At 64.4% G+C, this 13,381-nt stretch carries 14 protein-coding genes and 2 pseudogenes; 10 read left to right on the top strand and 6 right to left on the bottom strand.

Annotation, left to right across the window (positions count from 1 at the left end):
• Positions 1 to 265 precede the first annotated feature (265 nt).
• The 5 genes from AC1DY5_RS20035 to AC1DY5_RS20015 are packed head-to-tail and all read left to right on the top strand — an operon-like array spanning position 266 to position 3,965.
• Entirely contained in the window at positions 266 to 694 is a 429-nt protein-coding gene (locus AC1DY5_RS20035) for a DUF1924 domain-containing protein (protein WP_478114123.1), read from the top strand.
• A 38-nt stretch (positions 695 to 732) separates the two neighbouring features.
• Entirely contained in the window at positions 733 to 1,212 is a 480-nt protein-coding gene (locus tag AC1DY5_RS20030) for a diheme cytochrome c (RefSeq protein WP_478114121.1), read from the top strand.
• Positions 1,184 to 1,912: a cytochrome b/b6 domain-containing protein gene (locus tag AC1DY5_RS20025; RefSeq protein WP_478114119.1), complete on the top strand. Its 729-nt coding sequence runs from the start codon at positions 1,184 to 1,186 to the stop codon at positions 1,910 to 1,912. The genes AC1DY5_RS20030 and AC1DY5_RS20025 overlap by 29 nt, the downstream gene beginning before the upstream one ends.
• 35 nt (positions 1,913 to 1,947) lie before the next feature.
• A complete protein-coding gene (locus AC1DY5_RS20020; RefSeq protein WP_478114117.1) occupies positions 1,948 to 2,619 on the top strand; it encodes a winged helix-turn-helix domain-containing protein in 672 nt (223 codons plus the stop codon).
• 5 nt (positions 2,620 to 2,624) lie between these two features.
• Positions 2,625 to 3,965: an ATP-binding protein gene (locus AC1DY5_RS20015; RefSeq protein ID WP_478114115.1), complete on the top strand. Its 1,341-nt coding sequence runs from the start codon at positions 2,625 to 2,627 to the stop codon at positions 3,963 to 3,965.
• A 322-nt stretch (positions 3,966 to 4,287) separates the two neighbouring features.
• On the opposite strand, the pseudogene AC1DY5_RS20010 reads toward AC1DY5_RS20015, so the two are convergent.
• The 4 genes and pseudogenes from AC1DY5_RS20010 to AC1DY5_RS19995 all read right to left on the bottom strand — a co-directional run.
• Positions 4,288 to 4,392: pseudogene (locus tag AC1DY5_RS20010) on the bottom strand (integrase); the annotation flags it as partial.
• Positions 4,393 to 4,607: 215 nt separating this feature from the next.
• The gene (locus AC1DY5_RS20005; protein ID WP_478114113.1) at positions 4,608 to 5,219 is read right to left on the bottom strand and encodes a LuxR C-terminal-related transcriptional regulator; all 612 of its coding nucleotides are present in this window, start codon (positions 5,217 to 5,219) and stop codon (positions 4,608 to 4,610) included.
• A 433-nt stretch (positions 5,220 to 5,652) separates the two neighbouring features.
• Positions 5,653 to 5,748 carry a hypothetical protein gene (locus AC1DY5_RS20000; protein WP_478114111.1) on the bottom strand — a complete coding sequence of 32 codons (96 nt, stop codon included), beginning with the start codon at positions 5,746 to 5,748 and terminating at the stop codon, positions 5,653 to 5,655.
• 175 nt (positions 5,749 to 5,923) lie between these two features.
• Positions 5,924 to 6,217 (bottom strand): annotated as a pseudogene (locus AC1DY5_RS19995) (cytochrome b); the annotation flags it as partial.
• Between the two features lie 277 nt (positions 6,218 to 6,494).
• Here AC1DY5_RS19995 and AC1DY5_RS19990 point away from each other — a divergent pair.
• Positions 6,495 to 6,656 (top strand): hypothetical protein, encoded by a 162-nt coding sequence (locus AC1DY5_RS19990; RefSeq protein ID WP_478114109.1) that lies wholly within the window; start codon positions 6,495 to 6,497, stop codon positions 6,654 to 6,656.
• 259 nt (positions 6,657 to 6,915) lie between these two features.
• On the opposite strand, the gene istB is transcribed toward AC1DY5_RS19990, so the two are convergent.
• The gene (gene istB / locus AC1DY5_RS19985) at positions 6,916 to 7,710 is read right to left on the bottom strand and encodes an IS21-like element helper ATPase IstB (RefSeq protein ID WP_478114107.1); all 795 of its coding nucleotides are present in this window, start codon (positions 7,708 to 7,710) and stop codon (positions 6,916 to 6,918) included.
• Positions 7,711 to 7,749: 39 nt separating this feature from the next.
• A complete protein-coding gene (istA, locus tag AC1DY5_RS19980) occupies positions 7,750 to 9,249 on the bottom strand; it encodes an IS21 family transposase (protein WP_478114105.1) in 1,500 nt (499 codons plus the stop codon).
• Positions 9,250 to 9,408: 159 nt separating this feature from the next.
• Between istA and AC1DY5_RS19975 the strand changes: the two genes are divergently transcribed.
• The 4 genes from AC1DY5_RS19975 to AC1DY5_RS19960 all read left to right on the top strand — a co-directional run bounded on the left by AC1DY5_RS19975 (position 9,409) and on the right by AC1DY5_RS19960 (position 13,350).
• On the top strand, positions 9,409 to 10,626 hold the full coding sequence (locus AC1DY5_RS19975; protein WP_478114103.1) for a tyrosine-type recombinase/integrase: 1,218 nt from the start codon (positions 9,409 to 9,411) through the stop codon (positions 10,624 to 10,626).
• The gene (locus AC1DY5_RS19970; RefSeq protein WP_478114101.1) at positions 10,623 to 11,567 is read left to right on the top strand and encodes a tyrosine-type recombinase/integrase; all 945 of its coding nucleotides are present in this window, start codon (positions 10,623 to 10,625) and stop codon (positions 11,565 to 11,567) included. The genes AC1DY5_RS19975 and AC1DY5_RS19970 overlap by 4 nt, the downstream gene beginning before the upstream one ends.
• Positions 11,560 to 12,564, top strand: coding sequence for a tyrosine-type recombinase/integrase (locus AC1DY5_RS19965; RefSeq protein WP_478114099.1), 1,005 nt, complete (start codon positions 11,560 to 11,562; stop codon positions 12,562 to 12,564). The genes AC1DY5_RS19970 and AC1DY5_RS19965 overlap by 8 nt, the downstream gene beginning before the upstream one ends.
• 351 nt (positions 12,565 to 12,915) lie before the next feature.
• Positions 12,916 to 13,350, top strand: a complete 435-nt coding sequence (locus tag AC1DY5_RS19960; protein ID WP_478114097.1) for a hypothetical protein — start codon at positions 12,916 to 12,918, stop codon at positions 13,348 to 13,350.
• Positions 13,351 to 13,381 lie beyond the last annotated feature (31 nt).

The raw sequence follows: 13,381 nt of genomic DNA, 5'->3' as shown, positions 1-13,381 counted from the left end.
GTCCAGATCCACGTCGCGCAGGGCGACGACGTCCACGTCGCCGGCGTGGTAGGTCTTGCCGAGCCCTCGGGCTCGAAAGACGGGAGGTACCGGCAACGGTGGGGCGACCATGGCCGATGTTCCGACGTGCCGCCCCGGCGACCTTTGATTTCCATCAAGTCGTGCGAATCCAGGCTGGCATTCCCGAGCGGAACCGTCGGGCTGGACGCGTTCTGTTAAGAAAACGCTAAGACCGCGAAGACACCATGGCTTCCAAGGAGTCGTCATGAACGTATTCAATTCTCAACCGTCCGCGCGTCGCTGTTCCGTCCCCGCGGCCTGGACCGCCGCCATCGCCGTCGCCATCACCCCTGCGGCCGGTGCCGCCACCTCTACCGAGCTGCTCGCCGGCTACGTCAGGGAGGCCGGGGCCGCCGCGAATCCCGACCGCGGACAGTTGCTGTTCAACAGCCGACACAGCCGCGAGTGGAGCTGCGCCTCGTGCCACGGCGCGGTGCCCACGGCGGCGGGCCGGCACGCAGCCACCGGCAAGCCGATCGGGGCCCTGGCCCCGGCCTTCAACGCCGAGCGGTTCACCGACGCCGCCAAGGCTGACAAGTGGTTCCGTCGCAACTGCAACGACGTGGTGGGGCGCGAATGCACCGCCGCGGAGAAGGCCGATGTGTTGAGTTGGTTGATCCAACTCAAGCCTTGAGGCCGCGGCGATGTCGACACTTCATTCAGGAACTCATCATGGCTGAGCCACCCCGCCTCCGCCTCGCAGGCGCCTGGGCGCTGGCCGCGCTCTTCGCCTCGCAGGCCTGGGCCGGCGATGGCGACCGGATCGCGCGGACGCCCTTGCTGCCGCAGTACCGCGCCGAGTGCGCGGCCTGTCATATCGCCTACCCACCCCGCATGTTGCCGGCGGCTTCCTGGCAGCGCCTGATCTCGAACCTTCCCCGCCACTTTGGCACCGATGCGTCGCTGGACCCCGGCACGGTGAGCGAGCTCGCGAACTGGCTGGCGGCGAGTGCCGCCACCAGCGGTCGCAGGAGCGAACCACCACCGGACGACCGCATCACGCGCTCGGCCTGGTTCGTCCGGAAACACCGCGAGGTGGCGCCTGCCACCTGGAAGTTGCCCAGCGTCCGAAACGCCGCCAATTGCGCAGCCTGTCACGCCCAAGCCGATCAAGGAGAGTTCAATGAACACAATGTCCGCATCCCCCGCTGAACGTCCCGCGTCCGAGCCTGGGCCCGGCAGGATCCTCGTCTGGGATCTGCCGGTGCGCGTCTTTCACTGGCTCATCGTGCTGTGCTTTGCCGGCGCCTACCTCACCGCGGAGCGCGAATCGTGGCGGCTGGTGCACGTCACGCTCGGGTACACGATGGCCGGACTCGTCCTGTTTCGCCTCTTGTGGGGCTTCATGGGCACCCGCTACGCGCGCTTCTCGAACTTCATACGGGGACCGCGCGCTGTCGCGGCCTACCTCGGCAGCATGCTTCGCGGGCGCACCGAGCACCACACGGGGCACAACCCCGCAGGGGCCCTCGCCATCGTCGCGCTGCTCGGTCTGGCCCTGGCGGTCACGGCAGCGGGCTGGGCGACCTTCCAGGACCTGGGAGGCGAGTGGCTGGAAGAAGTGCATGAAGCCGCAGCCAACATCATGCTCGGCGTGGTCGGCCTGCACATCGCCGGTGTGTTGCTCGCGAGCTGGACGCACCATGACAACCTGGTCGCCGCGATGATCACCGGACGCAAGCCGGGCCGGCCCGAGGACGGCGTGCGCAGCGCCTGGCGCAGCGTCGGCATCCTGATGCTGGCGGCGGTGCTGGGCTTCTGGTGGACACAATGGCACGACGCCCCGACGGAGGTCGCCCAGGCCCCGACCACCCTGTCGCCCACGGCGGCGAGCCAGGATCGAGACGACTGAGCACCCGGGCTCCATTTGCCGTTCACAATTCCCCCATGCGCATCCTTCTTGCCGAAGACGACCCGCTGCTCGGCGACGGCCTTCGCGCAGGCCTGCGCCAACTCGATTTCCAGGTCGATTGGGTGCGGGACGGCGAGGCCGCCGAGCGCGAACTGCGCGCCGAGCCGTATGCCGCGGCGGTGCTTGATCTGGGGCTGCCGCTGCGGGACGGCTTGTCCGTGCTCGCGAGCGTGCGAGGGGCGGGCATCGCTATTCCCATCCTGGTGCTGACCGCACGCGACGGCGTTCCCGATCGAATTCGCGGGCTCGATGTCGGCGCCGACGATTACGTCATCAAGCCCGTCGACCTGCTCGAACTCGCGGCGCGCTTGCGTGCACTGATCCGCCGTGCCCACGGCCAGGCCCAGGAGCGCCTGCAGGCCCAGGACGTCGTGCTTGATCCGGGCGCGCACACCGTGCATGTGGCGGGCGAGCCGGTCGCCCTGCCGTCCCGCGAGTTTGCGCTGTTGCACACACTGATGCTCAACGCCGGGCGCGTGCTCTCGCGCGAGCAACTCGAACAGCACCTCTACGGCTGGGGGCAGGAAGTGGAGAGCAATGCGATCGAGGTGCACGTCCATCATCTGCGGCGCAAGCTCGGCAGCTCGCTCATCCAGACCGTGCGCGGCGTGGGCTACGTCCTGATGCGCGACAAGCCGGGCAGTTGAAAACGATGCCGCGCTCGCTCCAGGGCCGCCTCCTGCTGCTGGTGCTCGGCCTGGTGACGGGCGTGTGGCTGGCCGCCGCGGTCATGACATGGCTCGACGTGCGCCACGAACTGGACGAGTTGCTCGACGGCCATCTGGCGCAGGGCGCCGCGCTGTTGATCGCGCAGCAGACGCAGGCCCCCTCCGATGAAGATCGAAGCATCGAAGCCCCTGTGCTGCACCGCTATGCCCCCAGGGTGACGTTCCAGGTCTTCCATGAAGGCCGCCTGACGCTGCGCTCTGCCAACGCACCGTCCTCGCCGATGGTCAACCCCGGGCGACGCTTCAAGTCGGGCTTCAGCACAGTCCGCATCGACGGCGCGACATGGCGCGTGTTCGCGACCCACGGCAGCGAGCGCGATGTGCAGGTGTATGTGGGCGAGCGGATCGATTCGCGATCCTCCATTCTGTGGGCGGTGTTGCGGAGCATACTTTGGCCGATGTTCGCCGCATTGCCCCTGCTCACACTCGCGGTGTGGTGGGCAGTCCGTCGCGGCATGCTGCCGCTCAGGCGCCTCGGACAGACATTGACCTTGCGCGAGCCACAGGCCCTGAGGCCGATTGCCATCGAGGGCGCACCGTCGGAGATGACGCCGATGCTAGACGCGCTCAACGCCCTGTTCGGTCGCATCGACGGGTTGATGGCGTCGGAGCGCCGCTTCACCGCCGACGCCGCCCACGAGTTGCGCACGCCCATCGCCGCGATCCGGGCCCAGGCGCAGGTCGCGCTGGCCGAGGCCGACGATGCCCGGCGTCGCCATGCGCTCGAAGCGACGCTCAAAGGCTGCGACCGGGCCACTCACCTGGTCGAGCAACTGCTGACGCTGTCGCGCCTCGAGGCGGGTGCCGACCTCGAGAGCAAGTCGTTGGAACTGGGTGCTCTGGTGCGCGGCGTGGTCGCCGAAGCCGCATCGGAAGCCATCCGCAAGCAGCAGAACATCGAGGTCGACGCGGTGGACGAATGCCCTGTTCGCGGCGATCCGGCGCTGTTCGCGGTGCTGGTGCGCAATCTGGTCGACAACGCGATCCGCTACAGTCCGGCCCGGGCCGATATCCGCGTCGATGTCATGTGCTCGCATGACTGCGTGCAGCTCAGTGTCGAAGACAGCGGCCCCGGCATGAAGGAGGAAGACATGGCGCGATGCGGGGAGCGCTTCTTCCGCGTCCTCGGCAGCGGCGAAAGTGGCAGCGGGCTGGGCTGGTCCATCGTTCGGCGCATCGCCTCCGCGCAGCACGCGACAGTGCGCATCGGGCGGTCCAGCCGCCTGGGTGGCCTCGCCGTGAATGTCGAGTGGACTGCCACCTGAATGCCGCGCGGGGATCATTCGCCCGGACGTTGAAGCTACTGCGGCTACCGTTTGCAGAAGCAATAGACGAACTGCTGGGGCAGCCGGCTGCGGCAGGAATTACGTCGTCTACAGCCATGGTCAGATGGGCTGCGACAACGGCGTGCACCAGTGGCTGCAAGATGTCGAGAGAGAATCGCGGTCCGGGGATAGAGTTCGACGCTGACACCGCCCCTTCCAACCACGATAACAGTGCTGAACAMGAGGTCATGTCGCGCGCCCAGAATCGGTTCGAGCTGGGGCTTGAGCCGGCGGGCGATCAGCATGCCTTCGCGCTGCGGAGTACTCGAAGTGCCCAGATGTCCTTGATCCTGGACGGGGCCTCCTGGCCGATGATCTTGCCCTTGTTCCATGGCTCGCGGTAAACAGCGTTGACATTGGATCCCATTGATCTCCCATCAAGTTGAGGAACCTCACAAGACGCGCCTATCAAAAATCAGCGCACTTGCCCTGGTTCAAGGCGGCAGGCGAACCAAGGATGAGCCACTGCCGAATGGTCGGTGCTCGGTCGGCCAGGCTCTCATGTCGGAAGTCAGCGCTCTGGCTCAGCTATGAACTCTCAGACCGCGCCTGCCCGCTTTTCAGCTCGGCAAACCAAAGTACCTAGCCCGTTATGAGGCCGTTCTGGCGAGCAAAGTGGAGCGCCTGCGTTCGGCTCTTGACCCCAAGCTTTCGAAAGAGGCGCCAAAGGTGGACCTTGACGGTGTGCTCGCTGATATCCAGCCCGGCCGCGATCTCGCGATTTGAGAGCCCGCCCGCGAGCATCGAAATGAGTTGAACCTGACGCTTCGAAAGTTTGGTCTCAGATTCCTCGTCTCCATCCATAGCCGCGGCTAGTTCAGGGTTCGCGTCAGCATTCAGAAGCCCTCGCAGCGCCGCGGCGAGTTCCGTCGAGCCGAGTGACTTCTCGATGTAAATATCAGCGCCCGCCTCGATGCAGGCCTCCTCGTAGTCGCTCGCCGGAGATGCGGAGTAGACCGCGAGCGGAACCTTCGGGAAATCCGCTCGCACAAGCTTCACGCCCTCCGTGCCCTTCGCATCCGGAAGCTGAAGGTCAAGGCAAACCATGTCAGCAGGGCCGTCTTTTGCAATAGCTGGCGCAAGCTGGGCGACACGGTCGAGTTCGATGACCTTGGCTCCAGGACGCAATCTGCGCAAGACCATCGATACGGCGTCTCGCATCATCGGATGGTCGTCGACTACAAATATGTTCATTCATTCACCCAAGGAAACGGTTGTTGATGCTTAAGGAGTACAAGGCTACCCTGCGCCCTGAACGTCTGTGCGCCCTGGATGTTGCCCCACATACAGTACACCATGCTAATTCGAGAACTTTTCCCCGGCACTCGAAATGGGCCGTAGACGCCCCGCTCGACGTACCACCTCGTCCGCAGATCTCGGCCCGTCGAATGTCGGTCGGCCCACCAGCCCAAAGCCGCCAGCAGCCAGATGGACATCCCACTCCAGGCCACCAAATGCTGGGGGGCGGTGGACCGACGTTCTTGCCAACTGGCTCACGACGAGAAGCCCGATGTAGAGTCGATGTGTCGCGGCGGCGCGCCCAAGGAAGAGTTCATCAAGGCACCAGGGCGGGAGCGCACCTCAGAGCTGCGATTTCGAATCGACCTCAAACTTTCCTGAGGGAGAGTTAGGACCTATGGGGCAACATGGCCCACAGAACGCCATCTTTGAAGACAAAGTGATGGTAGATGGCGGCGGCCGCATGTAGGCCGGCAAGCCACATGATGGCGTCGCCCAGGATCTTGTGTACTTCCCCCCCAATCGGACAGCTTCGCGAGGGCGGAGTCTGCGATTATGGGCATCTGGTCGACGCGCACGCTGCCCAGCAGCGTCAGCGGATGAGCCTCGCTGCCCAGTGCCAAGAACGCGGTGGCCGGCAAGGCGAGGAGAAGCGCCCACAGCGCCAAGTGCATCAGCTTGGCCGTGACGTGCATCCAGCGAGCCATTGAGAACCGCGGCGCCGGTGGGCGCAATGTCACCCAGACGAGGCGCAATGCAGTCAAGACCAAGACCAATGTCCCCAAGGTCTCGTGCCAAACAATGTCACTTCGGGTTGCTGGGTCAACCCCCCGCCGCATTAGCCTTCCGAAGCCATCAGGCCCAAGGGTGAAGGCGGCGGTCACGACAACAGCAGTGAGCCAGTGAAGGGTCCGGCTCAGGAAGTCGTAGCGGGCGGTGCTCTGTTGATTCATGAGGTCTCCATGGAACAGAAGCGTGCGAGTCGTCGATTAACCGATGATAAAGCTGACGCCGCGGCTGATTCGAGCAGTTGGTCTGCGGAACCGACGACGGCAACCGCTCAGCAACTGAGCGACGTCATCAAGGTCGCTGGCTACAGCCCGTTGGTCACTGACGGCACCTCGCCCATTCCCGCTCGACCAAGCGARGCGGCTGCTGCTGCGGATAGTCAAGGACCGCCCGGAAGGCTTCGCAAATTTTGAGCCGCTCATCCTGACTTGATTTGCATCAATGGCGAAGGCGGTCCTTGCGAGCATTGTGGAAACACCGAGTGCTGTCCGAGCGCTCAAGCTGCGTATTTCGGCGAACGTGACCGGCGATTTCGGGAACGTGACCGATTTCGATCGGATGCTGGGTTGCGCGGAGGAGATTGTAGAGATGGGGTCGATTTGAAGGGCTGAAGTACCTCCGTGATGGGTGTGAGTGAGAAGCCGATGCCTGTATGTGACGAAGGGCTTTGTCTTCTTTGTCTTGCTTCTTTTAACTCGTGGTGTTGGGGCCCTGTGGAGCTTGTGGACAGCCGACGGCCTGTGGGTGGGCGCGTGGTCAACCCGCAGGGTTGTCCATCCGGCCATCCACAGGAGAGCGCCTTTGGCGCTCAGTCGGGGAGCCCGCGTCAGCGGGCCTGTCCACAAATCCACAGGGCGTGTCCCTACCGCGGCTCGACAGCGCTGTCTATGGATTCGATAGGCGCGTCATCGGCATCACCCGCGCCGCTGGTCTTTCCCGGTCGCAGCGACTTGCCCTTCAACGCCAGGCGATGACTGCGCGAGAGCAGCCGGTCGAGGATCGCGTCGGCGACCGTCGCATCACCGATCCACGCATGCCAATGCTCGATGGGCAGCTGACTCGTCACGATCGTCGGGCGCGTGCCGGCGCGGTCGTCGATGATCTCCATCAGATCCGAACGCGTGGGTCCGTCCAGCGAAGCCATCCCCCAATCGTCCAGGACGAGGACGTCCGTGCGGGCTACTGCCGCGAGCCATCGGGCGAAGCCGCCGTTGCCATGCAGGATGCGCAGATCCTCGGCCAGGCGCGGTGCGCGCAGATACAGCGCCGAGTGCCCGCGCCGGCACGCGTACTGCGCCAATGCGCAGGCCAACCACGACTTGCCCGATCCCGCGGGCCCCGTGGCCAGAATCGCTGTCCCGTCCTCGACCCAGCGCGACAGCGCCAGGCTCATCAGCGCGCTGCGCTCGAAGCCGCGCCCGGCACGGCCGTCGACATCCTCGATGCAGGCCTGCGGGTACTTGAGCCCGGCCCTCTTCAGCAGTGACGCACGGCGCTTGTCGCCGCGGTGGTGCACCTCGCGATCGACCATCAACGCCAGGCGTTCCTCGAAGCTCAGCGTCGTGCTCGCGTTGCTGGAGAGTTGTTCCTCGACGGCCAAGGCCATGCCGGCGAGCTTCAGATCGCGCAGTTGCGCCAGGGTGTTGTTCATCATCATGGGGAAGTCCTTCGGTGCTTTGTGGATCATTGCCGGGCATCAGTGGTAGTACGCCGCGCCGCGCAAGTTGTCGTGCTCGGGCGCCACCCACTCGGGCTCAGGCTGCGGGCGCTTCACGAGATCGCCTCCATTGACCAGGATGTCGCGCACATGGCGGTATTGCCCACCGCCCAGCTCGAGCGCCAGCGCGCAGGCGGCCTCGACGCGCTGCGGGCCGTAGCGCTTGGCCAGGCTGAGCAGGCCCAGACAGCTGCGGTAGCCGTGCTCGGGATGGCGGAATCGCTGCAGCAGCTGGGTCACGAACTGGCCGGTGCTCGTGCCGATTTCGCCTCCCCAATGGATCAGCCGCTCGGGCGTCCATTGCTTGTGGGCGCGGTGCGCTGCCGGCATGTGCTCGTCTCGCGTGGTGAAGCCGCCGCGCAGCGAGCTGCGGGCGTGGCAGGCCACGCGCTGGCCGCGGTGCAGCACCTCCACCAGTGCGTCCGTGATGCGCGCCTCCAGCTCCAACCCCACCAGCGAATGCGGCACGCTGTAGCGGTGGCCCTCGATCTCGACGTGGTAGTCGATGTGAGCCTTGACCGTCTTGAAGGTGACCCATTGCCAGCGCTGCGCGGGCAGCGCTGAGAGCGCCGGGGCGTCGAGCGTGGCGAACAAGCTCGCGCGGCTGCCCTCGAGCTTCTGGAACTTGCGGTTGTTCAGCGACGGCAACAACTCGGCGATCGCCGCATCGGCGGCGTGCACATTGGCCAGCACCGTGTGGCGCAGCCTGGCCAGAATCCAACGGGTGACGACCTGGACCGAACTTTCTGCGGCGGCTTTATCCTTCGGGAGAAACGGCCGTGCCGGAAGGAAGGAGACGTCATAGTGGCGCGCGAACTCGCGTACCGTCGCGTTGAGCTTGGGCTCATAGCGGCAGGCCTCGGAGACGAGCGAGCGCGGGTTGTCGGGAACAACGAGTTGTGGGCAACCGCCGTAGAAGCTCAGCGCGCGCGCCAGCGCACCGAGCCACGAGCGCATGCTCTGGTCGGCCGTGGCGCATGCAAAGGTGAAGCTGGAGGCGCCCATGGCGGCGACGAAGACCTGCGCGCGCGTTCCATCGGCCAGACCCAGCGTCGGGCCGGCGTAGTCGATGAACAGCTTCTCGCCGGCGCGCCGCTGCTGGCGCATCGAGCGCTTGAGGCTCTTGGCGAACTTCTTGTAGTGCTCGCAGAACTGGGTGTAGGCCCAGGTGCGTCGACCCTCGTTCGCCGCTCGGTACTCCTGCCAGAGCAGCACCAACGTCACGCCCTTGCGGCGCAACTCGATGTGAATGAGCGCGAAGTCGGGCTCGACCACGCGGGTCTCGGCGGCGCTGTGTCCGAGCAGCCGTCGTTCAAGCGCGGCCTCGTCCAGATCGGCCGTCGCTTCCCAGTCCAGCCCGGCTGCGCTCGCCAGGCCAAGGTACTTGGCAACCACGCCCTTGGAGATGTTCAGGCTGCGCGCGATGCGCTCGTGCGACAGCCCGCCCGGGTACTTGAGTCTGAGTATGTCCTTGATCATGCGTAGTATGTTTTGCAAAACATGCTACGCAGAATGTTGCGACCGAAGTAATGTGCCATGGTCGGGTCTGTGTGAGCGTCGGTGCGCTCACAGGTGGCGATTGACACAACATAAATTGTCGCGTGTTCTGGCAAGCCTTCTTCATTTCGGAGGTTTGCCATGTTCGAGACTCTCTATCGCTGTAACGCTGCCATCGCTCGGCACCGTGCAGGACCATTCGCTGACGAGCGCGAACGCTTCCTGCGACACCGCGCCGACCAAGGCGGTACCCTCGCCACGCTGCGCACGATCGCGAAGTCCATGCTGTGGGTTGCGACTCGCATGTCGCCTGAGGACTGTCGTGGTATCAATGTCGCAAGGCTTCACGAGATCGTCTACGACCCACCGTCGCCGAAGCCCGCGACGGCGAAGATGTTCGTGGAATGCGTTCGCCCGTGGCTGAAGTTTCTCGGATGGTGGCGCGAGGAGCGAGAGCCGGTCCCATTCGAGCAAGTGCTCGATCGCTTCGTGTCATGGATACGCGATGAACGTGGCTTGAGTCCGTCGACTGTCGACGTATGGAGCCGGCGAGTCGCGAACTTCTTGCGTTGGTGCGGCAGAACGGGCCGCGACCTCGCAAAGCTGCGTCCCGACGACATCGACGCCTACTTCATCGCCTTCGGTTCGCAACGATGGTCCCGCGTGTCGGCCAGTACTTACGCCTCGGTGTTGCGTGTGTTCCTACGGCAGGCGGCGTCAACCGGAGCATGTCGCCTGGGCTTGTCCGAGTCAATTCTCGGCCCTCGGAGATACAAGCTGGAGACGCTTCCGTACGCGCTGCGCTGGGACGATGTGCGACGGGTCCTGGCAAACGCTACGTCAGACACGCCGCGCGACGTGCGCGACCGAGCGATCCTCATGTTGCTGGCGATCTACGGCTTGCGCGCAGGCGAGGCTGCTGCTCTCCGGCTGGATCAAATCGACTGGACAGGCCRCCAGCTACATATTGGGCGRTTCAAGCGCCGGCAGCCGCAGGTCTATCCATTGCAGGCTTCGGTCGCGGACGCCCTCGCGCGCTACATCGACACCGGGCGGCCGCCCGTGCCTCACTCCGAGGTCTTCATCAGCCTGCAGGCTCCGCGGGAACCTATTGGTGCGCAGGCAATTTACTACGTCGTGAATCAAAGACTGCGCGCGCTGGGCATCGAGGCGGCGCATAAAGGTCCACACGCATTTCGGCATGCCTGTGCGGTCAAGCTGTTGGGCGCGGGAATGACGCTCAAGGAGATCGGCGATCACCTGGGCCACCGCAGCACCTCCGCCACGATGATCTATGCCAAGGTCGATTTGGGTGCGCTGCGCGAGGTCGGCGACTTTGACCTGGGAGAGCTGCAATGACCGCGCTCGAGGTCGTTGAGGTCTATCTCGCCTCGCGTCGGGCGCTTGGCGTGCGCCTGGAACGCGACGCCCGATGGCTGCGACAGTTTGTGCGGGAGACGGGCAACGTGCCGCTGTGCGACGTCACGCCTGAGGCCGTCGCCGGCTTCTTGCGCGGACGCGGCGCACTGAGCGCAACGTGGACCTGCAAGTCCAGCGTGCTGGCCGGCCTGTACCGCTTCGCCTTTGCCCGTGGCTACGTCAGCGCCTCACCGTTGCCTGAACGTTCGCCGAAGCTGCCGCCGCAGCAGACGCCCTACGTGTACTCCACCGACGAATTGCGGCGACTGGTGGATGCCACTGCGGTGGTGTATCACAGCGGCTGTCGTTTGCGGGCGGCTACCTACCGGACGTTGCTGTTGCTACTGTACGGCACGGGGCTGCGCATCAGTGAGGCGATCGGGCTCACGCTCGGCGATGTGGACCTGGCCGAGCGGGTGATCACCGTACGCAACACGAAGTTCTACAAGACCAGACTGGTGCCCGTGGGGCCGCGACTGGCCGATGAGCTTGCTGCTCATCTTGATCGGCGCGGTGCGCTAGCGTTCCCAGACGGTGCGGATTCTGCCTTCCTGTGTTCGAACACCGGCCATCGCCTGACCTACGAGTCTGTCATCACATTGTTCCAACGGGTTCGGGCCGCCGCAGGGATCGCCTGCCCGTCGGGAGAACTGCGACCGCCACGGCTTCATGATTTGAGGCACACCGCGGCCATGCACCGGGTGGTGGCGTGGTACCGCGACGGCAAGGATGTGCAGCGGCTGTTGCCGCAGTTGGCAACCTACCTGGGTCACGTCGATATTAGTTCGACCCAGCGCTACCTGCGGATGACACCGGAATTGCTGCAGGAGGCCAGCCGCCTCTTCGCCATCTATGCGCAAAAGGAGGCAGACCATGACTGACCGCAACCTGCTGGGGCCATGGATCCGGCGATTCTTGTTGGAGCATCTGGTCACCGAGCGCAACCTCGCTCGCAACACGCAGCTCAGCTACCGAGATACGCTTACATTGCTGTTGCCGTTTGCGAGTGTTTGCGCCGGCGTGGCGATTGATCGCATGTCGGTGCAGGACCTATCACCTGACACGGTTCGTTTGTTCCTGTCGCACCTCGAGCTCGAGCGTGACTGCAGCGTTGCAACGCGCAACGTACGGCTCAGTGCCATCCACTCGTTGGCTCGCTTCATCGGCATCCGATCACCAGAGCATCTGTCGTGGTGTACGGAGATGCGCATCGTCCCATTCAAGAAATCAGCCAAGACGAAGATCGGCTACCTCGAGAAGCCGGAGCTCGAAGCGCTGCTGCGTGMRCCCGATCGCCGCACTGACCTCGGGGCCCGCGACCACGCGCTGCTTCTGTTCCTCTACAACAGTGGTGCTCGCGCTGACGAAGCGGCGCGACTGACCGTCGGCAACTTGCAACTCGGCACATCGCCATCGGTGCGCATCCTTGGCAAGGGCAACAAGTGGCGTGTCTGCCCGTTGTGGTCACCGACGGTATCCGCGCTGCGACCGCTGGTCGGCGCCCGCGCGTCAGGCGACGCGGTATTCCTCGGCAGAACGGGAGAGCCAATGACGCGGTTCGGTGTGAACCGTCTGGTCACCGTCTACGCAGACCAAGCACGCAAGCAGGTGACAACCTTCGGAACCAAGCGAGTGGGTCCGCACACCATTCGACACACAACCGCGGTCCACCTGCTTCGCGCCGGGGTAGACATCAACACCATTCGCGAGTGGCTTGGGCATGTCTCGCTCGACACGACCAATGTGTACGCCGAAGTCGACCTCGACATGAAGGCCAAGGCGCTTGCAGCCGTCGACATCACTGGACTACCAGAGGTGAAGCGTCGCCGGCAGCGACTGCCGTCCCTTATGGAATTCATGCGGGGTCTGAGCTCGTAGGCGGGTCAAGACAGTTATGTGCGCGGCTGCCACCGCAGTTCCCCCGCAAGGAGCGGTGTGTTCAGGACTGCCGCCACATTACTTCGGTCGCAACATTCTGCGTATTTCCATGCGTTGCTGTGGCATCAGTTCTGCGGCCCAAAGGCCGCGAGGCTATGCCCCAGCGGTGGTTCATACGCAACACCAGCACCGACCCCTTGACAGGCCGGCGACCGCACTGAAGCGGTCATAAAAAGTCAGTCGGTCACGTCACCGAATTGACCGGTCACGTTCCCGAATTCGGCGGTCACGATGCCGAAACGGTCGGTCACGCTCTTCCGAAATACGCATCAAGCCACAAGGTAAGTAGTCATGAAGCTCATAAGTATCTTGGCTGCGGCCGCAGCGGTCACGCTTGCCGGCTGCTCCTCATTTCCCGGCTGGGGAGCCAAACAGGCTGAGGAACATGAGGCGCATCACCCGGCGGCTGAAACCGCACCGAAGGTCGACCCGGCGAAGTTCGACCAGCAAATGAAGACGATGCAGGAGATGCATCAAAAGATGATGGCAGCCAAAACGCCGGCAGAGCGTGCCGCGCTGATGAAGGACCATATGAAGGCGATGCAGGACGGCCTGGCGATGATGGGTCAGATGGGCGGTGGCATGCCGATGCAGGGCGGTGGCATGTCCTCGATGCCCGGCGGCCCGTCCATGCAGAAGAACATGATGCAGCGTATGGACATGATGGAAATGATGATGCAGATGATGGTGGACCGCGAGGCGGCAATACCGCCTTCGGCTAAGTAGCCACATCTGTCGGGGAGCATTGAGATGGATA

It is taken from the genome of Variovorax sp. P4_D9, from assembly GCF_056401695.1.
This window is presented reverse-complemented; position numbering and strand designations above follow the sequence as displayed.

Coding starts and splice junctions, on each gene's coding strand:
- AC1DY5_RS20035 (WP_478114123.1), top strand. CDS start 266: ATGAACGTATTCAATTCTCAACCGTCCGCGCGTCGCTGTTCCGTCCCC.
- AC1DY5_RS20030 (WP_478114121.1), top strand. CDS start 733: ATGGCTGAGCCACCCCGCCTCCGCCTCGCAGGCGCCTGGGCGCTGGCC.
- AC1DY5_RS20025 (WP_478114119.1), top strand. CDS start 1,184: ATGAACACAATGTCCGCATCCCCCGCTGAACGTCCCGCGTCCGAGCCT.
- AC1DY5_RS20020 (WP_478114117.1), top strand. CDS start 1,948: ATGCGCATCCTTCTTGCCGAAGACGACCCGCTGCTCGGCGACGGCCTT.
- AC1DY5_RS20015 (WP_478114115.1), top strand. CDS start 2,625: ATGCCGCGCTCGCTCCAGGGCCGCCTCCTGCTGCTGGTGCTCGGCCTG.
- AC1DY5_RS20005 (WP_478114113.1), bottom strand. CDS start 5,219: ATGAACATATTTGTAGTCGACGACCATCCGATGATGCGAGACGCCGTA.
- AC1DY5_RS20000 (WP_478114111.1), bottom strand. CDS start 5,748: ATGTGGCTTGCCGGCCTACATGCGGCCGCCGCCATCTACCATCACTTT.
- AC1DY5_RS19990 (WP_478114109.1), top strand. CDS start 6,495: ATGGCGAAGGCGGTCCTTGCGAGCATTGTGGAAACACCGAGTGCTGTC.
- istB (WP_478114107.1), bottom strand. CDS start 7,710: ATGATGATGAACAACACCCTGGCGCAACTGCGCGATCTGAAGCTCGCC.
- istA (WP_478114105.1), bottom strand. CDS start 9,249: ATGATCAAGGACATACTCAGACTCAAGTACCCGGGCGGGCTGTCGCAC.
- AC1DY5_RS19970 (WP_478114101.1), top strand. CDS start 10,623: ATGACCGCGCTCGAGGTCGTTGAGGTCTATCTCGCCTCGCGTCGGGCG.
- AC1DY5_RS19960 (WP_478114097.1), top strand. CDS start 12,916: ATGAAGCTCATAAGTATCTTGGCTGCGGCCGCAGCGGTCACGCTTGCC.